This is a genomic window from Bacillus cereus group sp. N21, from assembly GCF_016483395.1.
Lineage (GTDB): Bacteria > Bacillota > Bacilli > Bacillales > Bacillaceae_G > Bacillus_A > Bacillus_A pseudomycoides.
This window is the reverse complement of sequence record NZ_JAEHBX010000077.1, coordinates 1-19,418: the sequence shown is the minus strand read 5'-3', so window position 1 is coordinate 19,418 and position 19,418 is coordinate 1. Positions and strand designations below refer to the sequence as shown.

Here is a 19,418-nt window from a genome sequence, read left to right as displayed (position 1 = left end):
CTACCCATACTTGGGTTATAATAAGTAACGTCTTTTAGCTCACTTGCTCCGTCTGGTTGGAAATATCCACGGGCATGCTTGGTCCCTGGGATAACGCTTGAATTACCAGGTAGGAATGTATTCGACAATTCAAGTGGTTCAACAATCCGATTTTCAATCTCTTCCGCATAGCTGTTTCCGGTTACTTTTTCAATAAGGATACCCAGTAATACGTATCCTGTATTTGAATAAGACCAGCCCTTTCCTGGGGCAAAGTCTGGGGGCAGAGAAATCCCCATCTTTACTAATTCTTCAGCCGTATACGATTTTTTTGTATCCTTAAGATCAAAGTCTTTTGACCTTGAGTATTCAGCAATACCACTTGTATGGTTCAATATCTGCCGGATAGTAATCTGTTTATCATCATATCCGTTTCCTTGAATGACACCAGGCAACCATTTTTCGATGGAGTCGTCTAGATTCAAGCGGTTCTCTCCAGCTAATTGAAGTACAACCGTTGCGGTGAACGTCTTCGTCACGCTGCCAATGCGAAAGCGAAAATCTGTTTTCATTGGTTTCTTGGTTCTCAGATCCGCTATCCCAGCGGCATAACTCCACGTTTTTCCACCCTCGGAAGTTTTAGCAAGTATCCCCGGGAATCCAAGTTGCAATGTATCCCGCATTGCTTGCTTGACGGAATTACGATCTCGCTCAGTGCTTGTGTGTGACGAACTAGATACATTTTGAGTGGGCTCTGCTTTTACAATTGAGGTTGGTGTTGTGTATAACAGGGAACTTCCAGCTATTAAAAGAGCCAGACTTGCAAATGTAATTTGACTACGTGTTTTCATAAGGAATTTCTCTCCTCTATTCATATTGTATAGGTGGTTGCTTGCTGTTTCATACTAACCACACAGCTATCATCTCCACCAATGACAAAAGGTCAACATTGAATTCGTAATCATCTTCATAATTATTATTTTTACAAACGCCATTCTGTCCTAACAAACGGTAAATCCCTCTTTTTTCACATGTATGTTAACCTCAGAAATTACTTCTTTTCCTTGAAACACTCTTGTTAACTGGTTTGTTTTTCATATATAAGTCATATCTGTTCCGCCTTTCATGCTTCTTTATATTTTGATCATACACAATGAAAATCTCTTTTTCCTTATCTATTCCTTACAAATCCCTTACGTTCAAAATAGCTTCTATAATAGGGTAGAAGGAGTATCTGTGCCTGAAAGTTCAAAGTATTTTCCAATAAATATATGAATCAAAAAGAAAGATGTAGGAGGAGAAATCGAAATAAAAAAAGTTAAAATGAAATTATCTCCGAGTAATTAATTTAAATGTGTTTACTTCACAAATGGGTTCTATTTTTTGAATGAAACTTAGATTTTTTAAACGACTTTATTGTTATATTTTTTATTGTAGTGAAGTATCTTAAATCAAAATTAAATAACTATATTTTTAACCCCGTCCTAATGGGGTTAGTACAGTCATGTGGATACAACTTAGTTAAGTCCTTACAATGGATTTCAAGGAGGAAGTGTCCGTATGACAAACAAGAAGTTTAATGAAGAGTTTAAAAAAATGGTGGTTGAATTATACCGTTCGGGACAACCTGTAAAAGAATTAAGCAGCGAGTATGGCGTATCAGAAGTAACAGTTTATAAATGGATTAAAACATATTCTCCTATCACATCAGTTGATGAGGACGAAATGACACTAGAAGATCTAAAACGAATGAAAAAAGAAATGCTTCGTCTAAAAGAAGAGAATGAAATTTAAAAAAAGCCTTCTTTCAGTAAGAAAGGGTGTCCCTACGACAACGCTTGTATCGAGTCATTTCATGCCAATTTAAAGAAAGAAGAAGTATATCGTACAGAATATGTCACATTTGAACAAGCAAACTTAGCACTATTTCAATACATCGAGGGATGGTATAACCGCAAGAGAATTCATAGTAGCATTGGTTATAAAACTCCTCAAGCAATAGAGGATCTAGCTAAAAAAGCAGCTTAGATTTAACTTTTTTGTGTCCAAAATATTGACTCAAATCCAACAAAAAAACAACTTGTTTGTAAAGGAAGTTAAAAATCCAAAAACCATATAAAGATGGTTTTTGGATTTTAGTTAAAGAGTATATTTTACAATGTGCTTCTTTTAGCCATATTTATGAATGGTTCATAGGTTGTATTTTCATCCAGTGGAAGTCCTGATTCGTATTTATTTCCTTCTTCTAAATAACCATAGGTTACAATACCAAAGCCTTTAGAATTCTTTTCAAGAAAATAAATAAGTACTTTTGGTGCTTTACGGTTGGACCAATTAATAGAATCGTATATTTTTTCCACTAGATAGCTATTAATTATGTTAATTGCGCTTGCTCCGCCTGTACTCCAACCAATATCATCATAAATGTGCAATAAACTGTTTTTTGATCAACATATAATTCAAAATGATTATATCCCTTATTGCTGAAGTTCTCTGAAATTAAATGAAATCTGCTTTCTGCAATGGTTGAGAATAAAAATACCTCACGAGTATCACTGGAAGTAATAACAATAGTTTGGTCATTTTTAGCGATTTTTCCGATCACCCTTTTTCAATACTAAATTATATTTATACCCTAGCTGTCCTAGATAACTCCATGTCAATACCATATGTAAACTGTAACTCTTTGCAAACATCCTTAATTAGGATGTTCACATCATACTTTTCATTAAATTCAAGAACCGCATTTTCTACTTCCTCATACGTATATTTGTATTCACCAGTAATGACACTTTTTAAATCAAAGCATTCATTAATACAAAGCTGAACGAGAAGCTGATCATACATAGCGGACACATCTTCTTTTTTCCATAATAACTCTTTCACATATAACCGGTCGAACGTTATACTTTCTCGATTACATTCTGTTAACGCACGAGTCATGTCATGTAATTCTCGATATAGTTCAGAAATATTTGTATTGAGACGAATCAATTTGTCTACGCCATTTTCATACAGCATTTCATCCACCCCCGTATATGCTCTTTTTCTTATTATAGCAAGAAAATTCTAAAAAAGAGATTTTTTCTTCTGAAATATTAGGAAACTTATTTAGATTGTTTTACAATGAAACCAGTAAGATAGAAAGGGGTACAAAAGTGAATCAAAAAATATATTACACCGATGCCTACCAGCAATCATTTACAGCTCAAATTATAAAACAGGACTATGATAGCGAAAAAAAGCTATATGTTACTTTAACAGAAACAGCATTTTATCCAACTGGCGGTGGGCAACCACATGACACCGGAATACTAAATGAAGCTGCTGTCACCAACGTTGAGGAAATTGACGGCGAAATCCGTCATTTCATTTCAAGTGAACTACATACAAAAGAAGTAACAGGTAAAATTAATTGGCAGCGGCGTTTTGATCACATGCAACAACATACCGCTCAGCACATTCTATCTGCTGCCTTTTGGGATCATTTTGATATCCCTACAATTGGTTTTTACCTCGGAAAAGAAACGATAACAATTGATTTAGACACGCCTGAACTTTCAATAGAAACAGCTAATAGCGCACTCCAAATTGCAAATCAGGTCGTCTTTGAAAACCATCCTATCCATATCAGATGGATGAACTTAGAGGAAGCAAAACAGTTACCGCTCCGAAAAGAACCAACACTTACAGATAATATTCGCGTTGTAATCATTGAAAACTACGATTACAACGGTTGCGGTGGCACACATCCAAAATATACAGGTGAAGTAGGACCGATTCATATAATCGGTTGGGAGCGAAATAAAGGCGGCATCCGCTTAACCTTTGTTGCGGGATGGCGTGTACTCAAGTTAATGGAACGCTATCAACACATTATTAAAGACGTTTCCAAACAGTTAAATAGTAGTGAAAATGATATTCCAAATAAAGTAACCCTGCTTCTTACCTCTCAGAAGGAAAGCGAAAAAGAACTACAAACAATGAATGAAAAATTACTATTCGTAGAAGCAAATGAATTGCTGCAACAATCCAAAGACGTACATGCTGGGACACTCATTTCTAAAGTCTTTAAAAATCAGTCCATGCAGGAAATTGCGAAATTATCCGCTATCATTACCGAAAAAAATGAACACTCGATTACATACTTTGTTACCGAAAATGAAGAAAAACTACAATGTGTTCTTGCATGCGGAAAGGCAGTAACAGCAAATATGAACACCATTTTGAAAAGCGCTCTTCCTGCTATTGAGGGAAAAGGCGGTGGTAATCCCAAAAGTGCTCGTGGTGGCGGAAAAGCAGTTATTACAGGAGAAGAATTTTTAGCTCTGCTTGTTCATTCACTAAAAGAAACAATTTAGTTTACCCATAAAAGGATAGCTATTTGCTATCCTTTTATTCTCTACTTACAAGCCAATATTTTGTTTCAACCCTTGATAAGTTCCTGCATAACGTATTGCAACCTTTTTAACTACAGGTGAAATACTAAAAAATAGTCACGTTAGAAAAGGACAAACCTTATCTTCCTCTCATGAGCCACTTTCTCTACAAACTATTATTACTGAACATCACCGCTGCAGCGAAGACATGCGAGCTTTTTTCAAAGAAGTAATCGGTGCAAAATTTCGCTTTACAGTAGCACTACAAAATTTCTTCAGAGAAAATATCGGCAAGATATACAAGGATGCTGTGACATTTTGGTATGAAGAACAAGAAAGAAAAAAAGACCCTTCATATAAAACAAACATCGGTTCTCAATTTGAATACAATCGCTTTACACGTGCCTTTTTACAAGATCCATATAACAAAGGAAAAACAAAAGCCGATGCTATCTCTGCTTGGAATGAAAGAAAATTAAAGTCTGGAAGTAATGTCTATAAACCGAAAAAAGTAGAGAACTAGATTTTTTCTAGTCCTCTACTTTTTCAAATAATAGAGCAATCCCAATTCCCCCGCCAATACCTAGCGTTGCAATGACATACTTTGCTTCCCCTCTTTGCACTTGGTAAAATAACCGAGTAACAAGCATAGCTCCTGATGCACCGTAAGGATGACCGAGTGCAATTGCTCCACCGTTCACATTTAATTTTTCATAGGGAATTTGTAATTCTTGTGCACAGGCTACAACCTTAGCAGCAAAAGCTTCATTCATTTCAATATAATCAACATCATCCACTGATAGTTTCTGATCTTGTAATAACTTTTGCACAACAAATATAGGCCCACTCCCTGGTAAATGCGGATTCATACCAATAACAGCGCTATGAACAAAGCGAAGAATTGGTTTGTACCCAAGTTCACGATCCTTTTTCTCTTCCATTACAAGTACAGCACAAGCTCCATCATTTACACCACAAGAATTCCCTGCTGTCACTGTTCCCCCTTGTAAAAAAGCCGGCCTTGTTCTCTTTATAATCCGTTCATAATTCATTCCATATTTTATCGTTTCATCTTCCACTATATTTGAAGAAAGCGGAATCATTTCTTCTTGTAAATATCCTTTTTCAAGTGCTTCCAATGTTCTTTTATAACTGAAACAAGCATATTCATCCTGCCTATCCCTTGTAATTTTGTAGTGCTCTGCTACATGTTCAGCTGCTATTCCCATATCTGGATCTCCAATAAAATCAGGCGAAAAACGAGCTCTCTTCTCAAAAGGGGATGTACTTGTACTTTCAACACCACCGGCAATATAGTACTTCCCTGCTTCTCCTTGAATAAAGTGACAAGCCATCCGAATTGCCTCTAACCCAGCACCACACTGGCGATCGATTGTTACACCTGGTACTGCAAACGGAAGTCCAGCTTCAAGTGCCGATAGTCTTGCAACATTTCCACCTGGCCCAACAACGTTTTCTAATATTACATCGTCTATTTCATGCTCTATTCCTTTACTTAAATGTGCGAGCAAAGGAGCTGCCAGTTGCTGAACCTCATATCCTTTCAACACTCCATTTTTCTTACCAATCGGCGTTCTCTTTGCCTCTACAATAACAGCCCTATTCATAAACTTTGTCCTGATTCTCAATTAGATTTCTTACTATTTCACGGGCAATTTTCCCGCTACTTGTATGTGGAATTTCATCAACAAAATACCACTCTTTCGGAATTTTAAATGAGGATAGTCTTTGTAAACAAAAACTTTTTAATTCTTGTCTCGTAACTCTTCCTTTTACCATAGCAACAGGTTTTTCGCCCCAATACTCATCTTTTATACCAATAACTACAATCTCTTCAACATGAGGATGAGCAGATAATACACTTTCTATCTCCTCTGAAAAAATATTTATACCTCCAAACAAAATCATATTTTTCTCTCTACCCACAATATATAAAAATCCCTCTTTATCCACATAACCTATATCATGTACAGTCATCCAACCATCTTCTGTAACTTGACAAACAAGATCTCCATTCAATACATATCCCATAAAAAACTGATCACTTTTCACATAAACAATTCCAATTTCACCCTTCTTTAATTCCTTTCCTTTTTCGTTACATATCCGAACTTGTACGTTATGACATGGCTTTCCAACTGAAGATGCTTTCCTTTCACTTTCTATATCTGTTAGTGCTGTGACAAAACTTAATTCCGAAGCACCATAAAATTCATATCTTTTTGCATATGGAAATACAGTTTTTATTTTCTGTTTTGCTTTAGCCTCCCATTTTGCTCCTGAAGAAATAATTTTTATTTCTTGTTCTATAACGCTTTCTTCTTTATATAATGCCTCTAGCATAGTTGGAACGGTATACATCACTGAAATCTTCTCTTGTTTCAATATAGATAAAACATAATTTGGGATGAACTTTTCTACAAGATATACTGTTTGTCCTAAATATAACGCACTTATTGCCCCGTATAAAAAAAGAGAATGAACCAATGTACCAGCAAGTAAAACAATATCATTATTTTTCATATGGAAATCATGTAAATTGCAATCAAAACTATGAACCCAAGACTCCTGCGCTCTAAGAAATGCCTTCGCTTTCCCCGTTGATCCCGATGTAAATCCCATATAGAACGAGTATTTTTTTACGCTTTCTGCAGAATGGTATATATGTAACTGGTCACCTATCATTTGATTCCATTCATGAATAGAGAATACCTTTCCTTCTATTAGTGGTATCTCAGCCAACTTGTATTGTTCATTAATTACGATAGATGGATTAGCAAGCTTCAACCTTTCCTTAAGCTCATTATGTTTCCACTTTAAATCAAGCGGAACACAAACCCACCCTGCCATTGCAGCACCTGCAAAGACCTGTAAAAATTCAATGCGATTCTCTAGTAAAATCGCAACCGTTTTATTTGCTGTTTTTTCTTTATTAAGCCAATTTGCAACTTGGCAAACCGATTCGTACCATTCTTTATATGTTAGTAGTCTATCCTTTTCCTTTATCGCTATTTTATCAGGATGTATCTGCGTATGTTTTCTATAAGACGATGTAATTCCCACTACTATTCATCCTCTCCTTTCAGATAACAAAAAGAAACACGCTAATACGTGTTTCTTACATTTTATAAAGTCTCTTACGCTCTTTAACTAGCATTTGAGATTTTATCTTTCTTTAAAGCTGGCGTAATCACATGTTTCAATGAACGATGTAATCTAGGTACAAGAACTGCTGCTATCACAGCTTTAGCGAAATCACCTGGTAAAAATACAACACTCACTTTAATCGCATGCCATATAGAGATGTCCATTATAAATGATTGAACAGTCACGCCAAATATATAAACAACTAGAATTCCACCAATTATATTAATTAAAAATACTTTTATAACCGATACATGACGTAAGCGTTCTACAAGGTACCCAATTACGAATGCTCCAACAACGTATCCGATTAAATAACCTGTACTCGGACTAACAAAGACACCTGGACCACCACGTCCACCAGCTAACAATGGTGCCCCTACTCCAACAACAAACAAAAAAACCATTTGACTTAATGCCCCAAGACGAGATCCAAGTAATCCTCCCGCAAGCATCACACCAAGAGATTGCAATGTAATAGGAACAGGTGTAACAGAAAGCGCAATTGGTGGTATCAGTCCTAACACACCCATAATCGCACTAAATAAAGCAACAAAAACTAAACTCTTTGTATTCATGTGTTTATTTCTCCTATTTGTAAACTACAAATTATGATAAGATAACATATCATTGGTGTTATCTTACCTTTTCTCTTGTATTATTGTCAACGATTTTATAATTTTAGTTAACAATCAAAGCCACTATAAACAGGATTCATGTATAAGAAGAGGCGACTCCCATCAGCAGGAGTCGCCTCTTCTTATACATTATTTTTCGCTACTTTTATGCAAATTCTCTAGTTCTTTTCGTAACGCTTGTTTCAAAAATTTCCCGACCGATGTTTTAGGAATTTCTTCCATAAATACAATATCATCCGGTAACCACCACTTTGCAAACTGCGGTCGTAAAAATTCATATAATTCTTCTTTCGTTACAGATCTATTTGGTTTTTGTACAACGCAGGCAACAGGTCTCTCCTGCCACTCAGGATGAGGAACCGCGACAACAGCAGCTTCGAACACAGCCTCATGCGCCATTAAAGCATTTTCTAAATCTACCGATGAAATCCATTCGCCCCCACTTTTAATCACATCTTTTGTGCGGTCAACAATTTTAACGCAACCTTCCTCATCAACTGTAACCACATCACCTGTATATAACCAACCATCACGGAATCCTTCTACCGTTCGTTCATCGTTATAATAACTTGCAGCTATCCATGGTGCTCGTAAACATAGTTCCCCGATCTCAATTCCGTCCCACTTCACTTCTCCATTCACTCCGACCACTTTCATCTCGACGCCTGGCACAAGATATCCTTGTTTTGATCGAATTTCAAGTTGGTCTTCATAGGATAAATTAGTCTCATAGCTTTTTAATCGTGCAAGTGTCACAAGCGGACTTGTTTCCGTCATACCGTATGCATGTATAAACGGAACATTATACTTTTGTTCAAATGCAGCTATCACGCTTTTCGGTGCAGCAGCACCCCCGCATAAAATCCGCTTCATACTTGATAAATCATAGCTATTATTTTCTAATTCTTGTAAAACACCAAGCCAAATCGTTGGTACACCAGCAGCCAACGTCACTTTTTCATCCTGGATCATTTCAAGTAATATTTTCGGTGTAAACATCGGACCAGGTAAAACTTGTTTTGATCCAAACCACGTTGCTGCAAAAGGCAATCCCCAAGCATTTACATGAAACATTGGAACAATTGCCATTGCTGCATCACTTTCAGATAATGCCGCTGTATCCGCAAGTCCTAAAGCCATACAATGCAGTACTGTACTACGATGCGTATATACAACACCTTTCGGATTACCTGTTGTCGCTGACGTATAACACATACCAGCTGGCGTGTTTTCATCCATATCTTTTAAGAATTGGAAATCAGGATTCCCTTCCATAAGAAGTTGTTCATAGTGATAGACAGGCTCTAGAGAAGTTTCTGGAAGTTCTTTTTTATCAGTCATAATGATGTATGCTTGTACAGTCGATAGTTCATCCTGAATTTTTTCAACAAGGGGTACAAGATCTTCATCAACGAGTAAAATGCGGTCCTCTGCATGTCCAATAATATAGGAAATATGCTGTGCAGATAAACGAATATTAATCGTATGCAATACAGAGCCAATGCTTGGGATTGCGAAATATGCTTCCACATGACGATGATGATTCCAAGCTAAAGTTCCAACTCGTTCTCCCTCTTTTATCCCTAATTTCTTCAATGCGCTAGAGAGTCTTCTTGTTCGCTCTCCTAATTGCTTATACGTTAAAGTTGTAATGGTATCATGTGTACGCGAAACGATTTCTTTCTTCGGAAACAGCTTTTCTGCCCTTTCTATCATAGAACTAATTGTTAATTGTACATTCATCATCATATTTATCCCAACCTCCCATTAAAACGCTTTCATTTTTAGATATTATACCAAACTTCCACAAACTTCCACAAACAAAACTGTAACTTTTCTGTATTTTCTGAATTATTTCCGCAGAAATAATATCTTAATTAACTTATAAGTAATATTCAATATCATATACCCTATGCTTATCATTAGTAGAAATGGGATCAATTCCTATCAATAATGTAGCCATAAAATTAAAACTATTCTTTAAATAAACAAAGGAGAATGACCCTATCTGGTTACTCTCCTCTAATTATTTCACTATACATATCACTTGTAACAAAATATCTCTTTGTATCACGATACATTCCCTTTACAAATAAGTCATTTTTAATTGTTTGGGCATATTTCATCCCTAATCGTTTCATCAATTTTTCAGATGATTCATTTCCTATGTGACAGCCTGCTTCAATACGTTTAAGGTGTAATTCTTTAAACCCATATTCTAAAAATGCTCGTGCAGCCTCTGTTGCCAATCCTCTTCCCCAATATTTTCGTGATAATGCATAAACAAGTTCTGCTTTATGCTCTCTTTTATCATACGTAATAAATCCACATGTCCCTATAAGCTTCTTCTCATCTTTGAATTCCATGCCAAAAGCAGATAATTCTCCTTGCGCATATTGATTCATAATTGAATTCACAAACATTTTCGTGTCACTTAATGTTTTATGCGGTTCCCATACAATATACGTTGTCATTTCTTTATCTGAAGCATATTCATATATATCTAGAATATCGCTTATATTGATTTTCCTTAATATAAGACGATTCGTATACAATGTTGGATATTTTTCTCTTCCATTTATCATAATGGTTTCTGCTTAAACTTTTGATAATTTCGCACTTTCAATAGAAGTACACTTCCGCAATCTGTACAAATATAGGCATCTACTGGAGAAGATGTAAACATCGTCTCTTTTTTTCTTATTTGCGCATATCCAACAAACTCACCTTCCCCAATATCATTAGAGCCACAATAAGAGCATGTATGTACCTCTTTCTTTCGCATGAGAGCACCACCTTTAATCTGTTTCTACTCCCTTCGACAGTAATCTGTCATTTTCCTTCCACAAAAAAATCTCCACTTCTCCTAAATTTTGAAAGAAAAAGTAGCATTAGAATCGTCTTCATATATTGTAAATACTGATTACATTCTTTTAGAGGAAAGGCTGTCATACTTTATTAATTCAAAAGTACATGAACATAAAGAACGTAAGTAAAAAGAGCCTATTAAAGGCTCTTTTTACTTACCATCCTGCTTTTCTAATACATATAAATCCTCTTCTATGTTCGACAACTTATCTGTAATTAGTTTTCTCGCATCCCCAATTGCTTGGTTATATGCATATGGACCAAGTAATTTTATCATTTCTTCTATTAAACGCTCTGCTTGAAAACGCCCAATATTATCTAGGTCTTCTTCTTCAAAAAACTGCTGAATTTTCTCTACAAGCTCATCTTTCTTTTCATTTGGTATTTTTACATTCATCATGAATCCTCTTCTCCTCTATATTTGAGATAATGTTTTCCTTAACTCTACCATAGAAAAACGTGTTCCTGGACAAGTTTTTGTAACACCTTCTAATTCACGATGGCCAAGCACATGCTCCTCGCCTATAGAAAATTGCTCCATAAAGTTTCTACATAACAAATGTAAAGACTCTATTTGCGCTAAAGTCGGATCGTACTTATCAAAATTTCCTGTCATACAAATCCCTATTGTGTATTTATTATATCCTTTTGCATGAGCTCCTATATGTAACCCTCTACCTTCAAACACAGTTCCATCTGCTTCAATAAAATAATTATATCCAATGCCACTCCAGCCTCTTACCTTTTGATGGAATTCATGTGTTTTATACACATCCCATCCATCTTCAGCTGTGTGATGAATGATAAGCTTTGTTACATTTTGTAAAGGCTGCAATTCATCTTGAAACTTCAGTTTTGCTTGTTTAATTTTCATTCAGAACCCTCCTTTTACAACTCAATCATAATCATCGTTTTATCATCCGGGTGAATCCGCTTTTGTTCTTCTAATTCTTCTATTATAGAAACATATTCTTCTATACTATGCTCTCTTACATATTGCACTGTCTGCTCAAGTGACCAGTCTGGGTGAAATAATCCATCCGAACAAATAAATATTCCTTTCACTTCAGCAAGTGGTAATTTTCCTTGTTGGACCCAAGTAATTGCTTCTGGCATCCCATTCGCTACTGAATACCCATTTGGCATATTAGCAAGATAACGATTATATTTTAATTGCTGCCTAATGTCATTAAATGTATGTTCTTCTGGTACAGGAATTCCCTTTCTTCTATCTTCTTCACGTTTTCTTTTCGCTCGCGTGCTAATTCCTTTTACTGTATCTTTTGTTAGCACCTTCGTGGTTCCATCATATAGTGTAGCAACAATCATACAATCACCAAGCTGTGCATATTGAATACTTCTATCTTTTATATGAACTACAGCAATACATGTACACCATAAATGCTCTTTCTTTGTTGTATCAATCTTATACTCTATCATCTTTTCTTGTAGTACTTCGTTTGCGTTTGCAATTCCCTCTTGTAAACTTATTACTTCTTTTAGTGATGTAAAATGATTTGCAAATAAATTAGATGCAAGATATGCACCATTATGTCCTTTCTCATCTTGAAATGGTATAAGCGGCGTTGCCCCATCACACACTCCATAAATCATCATATTTGCATTACAAAAAAACGCATCCTCACACTCTTGCTTCAAAGGACTTTTCTGTTGATATCTTTTTATCTCCATCTCTTTACACCCCTTCAAATACGATTGTGAACTACTCGGAATTTTTTGATTAATCTAATTTCGCAAAATAAACTGTTTTCCCCTAAAACTTTCAATTTCATATATAATCTTGAAATAATATGATTTTTTAGTGAAGGACGGGAAAAAGATGGTCAGATTTCTTGGAGTTATCATTGGTTCTATCATTATTGCAGTTGCCTTTAATCTTTTCCTTATCCCCCACAAGATTTTGAGTAGTGGAATTGGTGGAATTGCTATTATCTTAGGAGTTGTAACCCCTGTAAACACAGGAGTTATTAACTTTGCATTAAACTTACCTATTCTTATTTTAGGGTACATAGGTCTTGGAAAAAAAGTAATTTTTAATACAGTTGTCTCTGTTGTAGTATTATCTGCAGCATTATACTGGATTCCAGTACAAATCGTCGCAAAAGATCCCCTTCTTTCTTCCATATTTGGCGGCGTAATTGCAGGGGCAGGAATTGGCCTTGTCTTTAATTGTCATGGTTCCACAGGTGGATTTGATATTATCGGTATGCTACTATCCCGCAAAAAAGATATTAAACTTGGTGGGCTCCTCATTATTTTAAATACAGTTGTTGTTGTCATTGCTGGATTTTTCTTTGATTGGGATGTAGCATTAACGAGTTTACTTTCAATCTATGTAACAGGTAAAGTAATTGATGCTATTCATACGAAACATCGTAAAGTTACACTTATGATTGTAACAAATCAAGCTGAAGAAATGAAAAAGAAACTCCTTTCAACTGTTGTGCGAGGAATTACACTTCTTGATGGTGAAGGTGCGTATTCAAGTGAGAAAAAACGTGTACTTATGACTGTTGTTTCACGTGAGGAGCTTACTGGTATGAAACTAGCCATTTCTGAAATTGATCCACAAGCATTCGTTAATATTACGGAGACTGTTGAAGTATTAGGGTTATTTAGGAGAGGTTAAAAAACTAGGTGAAGTTCCATCTAGTTTTTTTATTTATTCTCCATAAATTCTAGTCTATTCCGAAATGGATCTGAAACATAAAATCTAATTATATCTGGACGAGCATAATCATCTATGACTTGAATCCCTTGCCCGATTAGTTTTTCCTTAAATTCATCGATCCCCTGAACATAAAAAGCTGGATGCGCTTTTTTAGCCGGAGAAAAAGTTTGTTCAACTCCTATATGAATTTCTTGATTTCCACAACGAAACCAACAACCGCCACGTTTTCTTAATTCTTCTGGTTTCGGAATCTCTTCTAAACCTATTTTATTTCCATAAAAGTCTCTTGCCTCTTCTTCACACCCTACTGGTGCTGCTACTTGTACATGGTCAATCCCTTGAATATAACCTGCCATATCTCTCTCCTCCTTTATATTTTTATTTTATAGTATACTGCTTTAAAAATAACTTATATAAGTTTTATAAAACTCCATAAGATTTACTTAACAGCCACAGGCATATCATTTGTTCTATAATGAAGAAGGTGCTTTAATAACAACTTAATTAAAAAGAATAAAAACACATATTATTCTGTAAATTTGTTTTTTATAGAAATATATAATGTTTTTCATATATTATATTTATAATAGGTTATTGAATCTGTTTTAGATGCTAGTTGCACGGAGGAAAAATTATGAGTCGAAAAAAGTTCTCATCTATTCAAAAAAGTCGTCATTCGGCTATACCCCGCCGTTTGCGAAATCATATTCAAAATTGTACTTTAACAGAAATGTACGCATCTCTTTTTGAACATAATCCTGATGGTATTATTTCATTGAACTTACAAGGAATCATATTACATATTAATCCCTCTGCGGAAAAAATATTGGGATATACTTCAGAGGAATTAGAAAGAAAAACAATTACCTCTATTATAGAAGCACATATTTCTGATCAAGTACTGCAATTTATAAAAAATACTACAGCTGATAATCAAGAAGAATACATACTTTCTATCCACCATAAAGATGGATATCAAATAGATGTAGTTACAAAATTAGTCCCTATTTTTATTAAAAATCATCTCTCAGGTGTATATGCAATTATGAAGCCACTCGAGAAATCTGAAAGAATCGAAAAAATGTTAAAAGAGAGCGAAAAACGATTGCGCACATTGATGGACTCAATGCCTGCCTTTGTCATCTTTAAAGATCATGAAGGGCGCTGGCTTGAAGCAAATGATTACGCACTTTCTTGCTTTGATTTTCATGATGTTCCTTATCACGGAAAAAAAGATAGTGAACTCGTTCAATATAATGAAGCGTACCGCGAAGCATTTTTACATTGTGAACAAATTGATGAACTCGCATGGCAACAAAAGAAAATTATTCATGGCGAAGAATTTATTATTCATAAAAGTACGTCCAACCTTATCTTGGATCTTTCAAAAGTTCCACTCTTCCATCCTGATGGCTCACGAAAAGGCCTTATTGTTATGGGCAGGGATGTTACTGAATTAAAGAAAACAGAAAAATTACTACGAAAATCTGAAAAATTAGCAGTAGTCGGACAACTAACAGCAGGAATCGCTCATGAAATCCGCAACCCGTTAACGGCCTTAAAGGGATTCTTAACATTATTGCAACCCGATATTAGCGAACAAAACAAATGGTATATAGATGTTATGCTAAGCGAAATTTCACAAATGGAATCCATTACAAGTCAATTTATGGCAATGTCTAAGCCACAAGTGTTATCTATTCATTCTCACCAAATCCAATCATTAATTGAAGAAGTAGTAACCTTTATTTTACCTACCGCCATCATGCATAGTACACATATTATTATGGATCATCTTTCGACTATGCCAGAAATTCAATGTGATGGTAATCAACTAAAGCAAGTCTTTATTAATGTACTTAAAAATGCGATTGAAGCCATGCCTCGCGGAGGAAATATTTTCATCCAAACAAAGCAAGTAGATGAGAATTTCATTTTAATCCGTATTATAGATGAGGGGTGTGGCATTCCAGAAGATCGTATTTCTCGTTTAGGAGAACCTTTTTATAGTTTGAAAGAAAAAGGAACTGGATTAGGCTTAATGATGTGCTACAAAATAATCGAAGAACATTACGGTAAACTTCAAATCTCAAGTGAGTTAAATAAAGGAACAACTGTAGATATTCGATTACCCATCTCACCGCTGCCAAATAATAACGAAATGGAAAAAGAGTAAATAGATCTTTCTATTTACTCTTTTTATAGTAATTTACTAATATTTTATTCTATCGCTTGCTCCAGTATTGTTTCCATCTCATCAAATTCGTGATGTACAGCTTTTTCAAATTCGTTTGTTAGCAAGCTGACTATTATCATAGCTAGTAAACTTGACGAAAATCCTGGTACCATTTCATACTTCATTTCTTTTAGACTTGGAATTTATACCCAAGCAATGACTGCCACAGCACCAACGATCTAATGTTTCGCGCTATTTCTCTCACTTTTCACCTACTACTGGAAATAATTTCGATAACGGAATAACTCTACCTGTTTCATCTTTAAATACAATGTGATCCCTTGTTAAATGCCGTGGACTTTTCACCCCTGCCGCTGCTGATAACGCAAACAAACTATATCTCATGCTCACAATATAATTCATCACGCGCCACTTTTTTTCATTGTGGTCTAATGCTTTTTGATAATGTGGATTCGTTGTCGCAACCCCCGAAGGACATTGTCCGGAATGACACTGAAGTGCCATAATACACCCACTTGCCATCATAAATCCGCGTGCAGAATTTACTGCATCAGCACCAATTGCTAAGGCTATTGCTACTTTATCGGGTGTTACTAATTTTCCCGATGCAAAAACTTTCAACTTATCTCGAACATCAAAACGACAGGCTGTATCAACAAACGTAATGAGTGCTGGTATAAGTGGTATCCCCATACTATCTGCCATCGATTTATAAGTGGCACCAGAACCTCCTTCCGAGCCATCAATTGTAATAAAATCTGGATAAATATTTAATTCCTTCATCGTTTGTAATAACTCTTCTAGCGGTTTTTGTTGCCCGATAACTATTTTCATTCCAACTGGTTTACCACCTTTTTCTTGCAAATCATGAATAAAACGTAAGGCGTCTTTAGCATGATGTAAAAACGCAAAACGATTTGGCGAATTTATCGTTTCCCCTTCTTTTACTTTTCGAACAGCAGCTATTTTCCGATTCACTTTTTGTCCCTCTAAATGTCCACCCCGTATTTTTGCACCTTGCCCAAATTTCAGTTCGAATGCTTTAATATTCGGCTCTTTAGCTTTAACTACGAACTCATCCATTGAAAAATTCCCATCTTCATCACGATATCCAAATAAACCTGGACCAATTTGAGCAATAATATTTGCACCTGTTTGTATATGCTCTGGAATTACACCACCCTCACCTGTATTAATCCATGACCCTCCTGCCATTTTTGATCCATATCCTGTAGATAAAATATAATTTTCACCAATTGCACCATAAGAAGTAGCAGATGCCCCTAACATTCCATATATTTTCCATGGAAATTTACGATTCTCTCCAACTACAATTGCATCATCTTCCTCATATAGCCAAAGATTTGTTTCATCTGCAGTTAATTTTTCTTTTCTAGAAAACACACCTTCTTTATGAATTACATATTTTTTTGCAGCACGCTCTTCAGAAATGTCCACATTGAGTTCTTCTGTAAGAACTGGAAATAGAGTGTTTGCAATATAATATCCAGATGCATCAAAATCCCGTTTCGAGCCAAAACCTAGAACTTCAGATCGATATTTTGCTAAAAACATTACACTTTGAAAATCATAACGTGAAAAAGGTTTTCCATCTGTATCATTATCAAACCAATATTGCCGAAATTCAGGCCCTATCTTCTCCAGTAAAAAACGCATCCTTCCTAGATACGGATGGAGTTTCAATATAGAATGATGTGTTCGTTTCTTAATAAAAAATGTAGCCATAAAAAAGATAATGAACAGCAAGATTAACAATAGTAATATACTAATAATAACGAGTAGCGTTTCATTCATTTTCGCTTCCCCCCTATCATGCCATTCTCTTATATTTTTTGCTTACATAATAAAAGAAGAACACCTTATGTGCTCTTCTTTTATTATTATTCATATCAATGTAGCAAGATGCTGTTTTGCATCGTATTCCTCTAAACTTTCCCCGCGTTTAACACGATGAACAAAATCCGGATTAGAAATCAATGGTCTACCAAATGCTGCTACATCAATTGTTCCTTCTTGTAGTGCTTCTTCTGCCTCTTTTGGATTTAAATTCCCCACTCCTACAATTATACCATTCCAATATTTACGAACTAATTGATGTAAGTTTTTTCCGTCAGCTATAACTTGCGTATAATTCATTGTGGAAGGGTGGATCATCGTTAGTCCTACTTCATGGAACATCTCTACGAAAGTTTGAATTGCCTCTTCAGGATCTTCCCACATATAGCTAGGATTATCACCTTTAAATGCAGAAAAACGAATAAGTGTTTTATCTGCACCAACTGCGCTTATAACAGCTTGTAATACTTCTTTCATAAACGTTAACCTTTGTTTTAAGTCTCCGCCATATTGATCCTTTCGATGATTCGCAAATTCATAAGCAAATTGATCAATTAAATACCCATGTGCCCCATGAATTTCTACCCCATCGAAGCCTGCTTCTATCGCATTCCTAGCAGCTTGCGCATACTGTTCGATAGTCTCTTGAATTTCTTCTATCGTCATCGCTTCTGGCTTATCAAAAGGCTTCCGAAAACGTGGGACATTTCCTTGAGCAGCAATCGCAGAAGGTGCTTGTGGTAAGAATCCACCTGTTAGTTCATGATGGCTCATACGTCCTACATGCCATATTTGCGCAATAATTGTTCCACCTTCTTTATGTACTGCATCTGTTACTAACTTCCAAGAATCAATTTGCTCCCCTGTATAAATACCTGGGACACCTGGATTCCCCTTCGCTCTTGGGCTAATTATAATTCCTTCTGTAATAATTAGACCAACACCATCTGCCGCACGTTTACGGTAATACTGGACTACGTCAGCTCCAACTACTCCTGTTTCATCATTAGCAAAACAACGCGTCATCGGTGCCATTGCCACGCGATTCCGAAGAGACCAAGCACCCATTTGAATTGGATCAAACAGCTTTGTCTCTTCAATATTTTGAAAAGATCCCCAATTGTTTATATTCGTTCCTTCATATATACTTGCTGTTTTACTATTTGAACTTGCCATCCTGTTTCCCCCTTAATTCAATATTATTTCAATAAATCATTAAAAAACTAACTATACACGCATCATAATTCCTCCTATATAACAACGTCAATTTACACGCCCTTATTGTAGAATATCCGTATATTAAACATCGATAATACCCATTTCTCCATAGCTGTACTCCTTTTTTACTTCTCAATTGATTATTGTTATGTAGATAAAATTAAAAATGGTTTCCTAATTAGGAAACCATTTTTATAGTTGACCATATGACGCTAGCAATTTATTTATCTTTTTTACGCAAAGAAGATTAAATAATTACTATCTCCTCAGATGTGAAAAATTCTTAACGATAGAAGTGAGATTGATTAATTATTCTTCTAGAAATAATAACTTATATATACCTAAAACAATGAAAGCCCTACCTCTCTTTCATCCTTACGGCTCCTTGTCCCTGTCTCTTATACACATCTCCGAGCCCACGAGAC

19 protein-coding genes and 4 pseudogenes are annotated in these 19,418 nt (G+C 35.6%); 6 read left to right on the top strand and 17 right to left on the bottom strand.

What is annotated here, in order from left to right:
* Both JDS96_RS26115 and JDS96_RS33335 read right to left on the bottom strand, forming a co-directional pair.
* The coding region (locus tag JDS96_RS26115; protein ID WP_307838211.1) for a serine hydrolase domain-containing protein at positions 1-854 on the bottom strand (854 nt) is incomplete at its 3' end.
* A 78-nt stretch (positions 855-932) separates the two neighbouring features.
* Positions 933-1,052, bottom strand: a pseudogene (locus tag JDS96_RS33335) (ABC transporter ATP-binding protein); the annotation flags it as partial.
* A 487-nt stretch (positions 1,053-1,539) separates the two neighbouring features.
* On the opposite strand from JDS96_RS33335, the gene JDS96_RS33505 reads away from it, so the two are divergent.
* Both JDS96_RS33505 and JDS96_RS33500 read left to right on the top strand, forming a co-directional pair.
* The gene (locus tag JDS96_RS33505) at positions 1,540-1,773 is read left to right on the top strand and encodes a transposase (protein WP_472926296.1); all 234 of its coding nucleotides are present in this window, start codon (positions 1,540-1,542) and stop codon (positions 1,771-1,773) included.
* Positions 1,774-1,776: 3 nt separating this feature from the next.
* Positions 1,777-2,007: pseudogene (locus JDS96_RS33500) on the top strand (integrase core domain-containing protein); the annotation flags it as partial.
* A 125-nt stretch (positions 2,008-2,132) separates the two neighbouring features.
* On the opposite strand, the gene JDS96_RS26105 reads toward JDS96_RS33500, so the two are convergent.
* Positions 2,133-2,411, bottom strand: coding sequence for a hypothetical protein (locus JDS96_RS26105; protein WP_199668510.1), 279 nt, complete (start codon positions 2,409-2,411; stop codon positions 2,133-2,135).
* A 196-nt stretch (positions 2,412-2,607) separates the two neighbouring features.
* On the bottom strand, positions 2,608-3,000 hold the full coding sequence (locus JDS96_RS26100; RefSeq protein WP_098338392.1) for a hypothetical protein: 393 nt from the start codon (positions 2,998-3,000) through the stop codon (positions 2,608-2,610).
* A gap of 119 nt (positions 3,001-3,119) precedes the next feature.
* Here JDS96_RS26100 and JDS96_RS26095 point away from each other — a divergent pair, with 119 nt between their 5' ends.
* Positions 3,120-4,340: an alanyl-tRNA editing protein gene (locus tag JDS96_RS26095; protein WP_199668512.1), complete on the top strand. Its 1,221-nt coding sequence runs from the start codon at positions 3,120-3,122 to the stop codon at positions 4,338-4,340.
* A gap of 94 nt (positions 4,341-4,434) precedes the next feature.
* A pseudogene (locus JDS96_RS26090) lies at positions 4,435-4,881 on the top strand (DUF6434 domain-containing protein); the annotation flags it as partial.
* Positions 4,882-4,888: 7 nt separating this feature from the next.
* Here the strand turns inward: JDS96_RS26090 and JDS96_RS26085 are convergent.
* The 9 genes from JDS96_RS26085 to JDS96_RS26045 all read right to left on the bottom strand — a co-directional run bounded on the left by JDS96_RS26085 (position 4,889) and on the right by JDS96_RS26045 (position 12,721).
* A complete protein-coding gene (locus JDS96_RS26085; RefSeq protein WP_199668509.1) occupies positions 4,889-5,986 on the bottom strand; it encodes an acetyl-CoA C-acyltransferase in 1,098 nt (365 codons plus the stop codon).
* The gene (locus JDS96_RS26080) at positions 5,979-7,442 is read right to left on the bottom strand and encodes an acyl-CoA synthetase (protein WP_199668508.1); all 1,464 of its coding nucleotides are present in this window, start codon (positions 7,440-7,442) and stop codon (positions 5,979-5,981) included. The genes JDS96_RS26085 and JDS96_RS26080 overlap by 8 nt, the downstream gene beginning before the upstream one ends.
* Before the next feature lie 83 nt (positions 7,443-7,525).
* The gene (locus tag JDS96_RS26075; RefSeq protein ID WP_199668507.1) at positions 7,526-8,101 is read right to left on the bottom strand and encodes a biotin transporter BioY; all 576 of its coding nucleotides are present in this window, start codon (positions 8,099-8,101) and stop codon (positions 7,526-7,528) included.
* Between the two features lie 189 nt (positions 8,102-8,290).
* Positions 8,291-9,910 carry a long-chain fatty acid--CoA ligase gene (locus JDS96_RS26070; protein ID WP_199668506.1) on the bottom strand — a complete coding sequence of 540 codons (1,620 nt, stop codon included), beginning with the start codon at positions 9,908-9,910 and terminating at the stop codon, positions 8,291-8,293.
* Between the two features lie 263 nt (positions 9,911-10,173).
* Positions 10,174-10,746, bottom strand: a complete 573-nt coding sequence (locus JDS96_RS26065; protein WP_199668505.1) for a GNAT family N-acetyltransferase — start codon at positions 10,744-10,746, stop codon at positions 10,174-10,176.
* Entirely contained in the window at positions 10,743-10,946 is a 204-nt protein-coding gene (locus tag JDS96_RS26060; RefSeq protein WP_098338385.1) for a hypothetical protein, read from the bottom strand. Before JDS96_RS26060 ends, JDS96_RS26065 begins: the two co-directional genes overlap by 4 nt.
* Before the next feature lie 234 nt (positions 10,947-11,180).
* Positions 11,181-11,429: a DUF2164 domain-containing protein gene (locus tag JDS96_RS26055; RefSeq protein WP_098338384.1), complete on the bottom strand. Its 249-nt coding sequence runs from the start codon at positions 11,427-11,429 to the stop codon at positions 11,181-11,183.
* A 15-nt stretch (positions 11,430-11,444) separates the two neighbouring features.
* The gene (locus JDS96_RS26050; RefSeq protein WP_199668504.1) at positions 11,445-11,903 is read right to left on the bottom strand and encodes a peptidoglycan recognition protein family protein; all 459 of its coding nucleotides are present in this window, start codon (positions 11,901-11,903) and stop codon (positions 11,445-11,447) included.
* Positions 11,904-11,917: 14 nt separating this feature from the next.
* Positions 11,918-12,721 carry a protein phosphatase 2C domain-containing protein gene (locus JDS96_RS26045; RefSeq protein ID WP_199668503.1) on the bottom strand — a complete coding sequence of 268 codons (804 nt, stop codon included), beginning with the start codon at positions 12,719-12,721 and terminating at the stop codon, positions 11,918-11,920.
* Positions 12,722-12,869: 148 nt separating this feature from the next.
* Here JDS96_RS26045 and JDS96_RS26040 point away from each other — a divergent pair, with 148 nt between their 5' ends.
* Positions 12,870-13,679: a YitT family protein gene (locus JDS96_RS26040; RefSeq protein ID WP_199668502.1), complete on the top strand. Its 810-nt coding sequence runs from the start codon at positions 12,870-12,872 to the stop codon at positions 13,677-13,679.
* A gap of 29 nt (positions 13,680-13,708) precedes the next feature.
* On the opposite strand, the gene JDS96_RS26035 is transcribed toward JDS96_RS26040, so the two are convergent.
* A complete protein-coding gene (locus JDS96_RS26035; protein WP_199668501.1) occupies positions 13,709-14,077 on the bottom strand; it encodes a VOC family protein in 369 nt (122 codons plus the stop codon).
* A 278-nt stretch (positions 14,078-14,355) separates the two neighbouring features.
* On the opposite strand from JDS96_RS26035, the gene JDS96_RS26030 reads away from it, so the two are divergent.
* On the top strand, positions 14,356-15,897 hold the full coding sequence (locus tag JDS96_RS26030; protein WP_097835494.1) for a BA3702 family sensor histidine kinase: 1,542 nt from the start codon (positions 14,356-14,358) through the stop codon (positions 15,895-15,897).
* 44 nt (positions 15,898-15,941) lie between these two features.
* Here JDS96_RS26030 and JDS96_RS32495 read toward each other — a convergent pair.
* The 3 genes and pseudogenes from JDS96_RS32495 to JDS96_RS26020 all read right to left on the bottom strand — a co-directional run.
* Positions 15,942-16,136: pseudogene (locus JDS96_RS32495) on the bottom strand (sodium:proline symporter); the annotation flags it as partial.
* A 22-nt stretch (positions 16,137-16,158) separates the two neighbouring features.
* Positions 16,159-17,733 carry an FMN-binding glutamate synthase family protein gene (locus JDS96_RS26025; protein WP_199668500.1) on the bottom strand — a complete coding sequence of 525 codons (1,575 nt, stop codon included), beginning with the start codon at positions 17,731-17,733 and terminating at the stop codon, positions 16,159-16,161.
* Positions 17,734-17,823: 90 nt separating this feature from the next.
* On the bottom strand, positions 17,824-18,951 hold the full coding sequence (locus JDS96_RS26020) for an alkene reductase (RefSeq protein ID WP_199668499.1): 1,128 nt from the start codon (positions 18,949-18,951) through the stop codon (positions 17,824-17,826).
* Positions 18,952-19,418 lie beyond the last annotated feature (467 nt).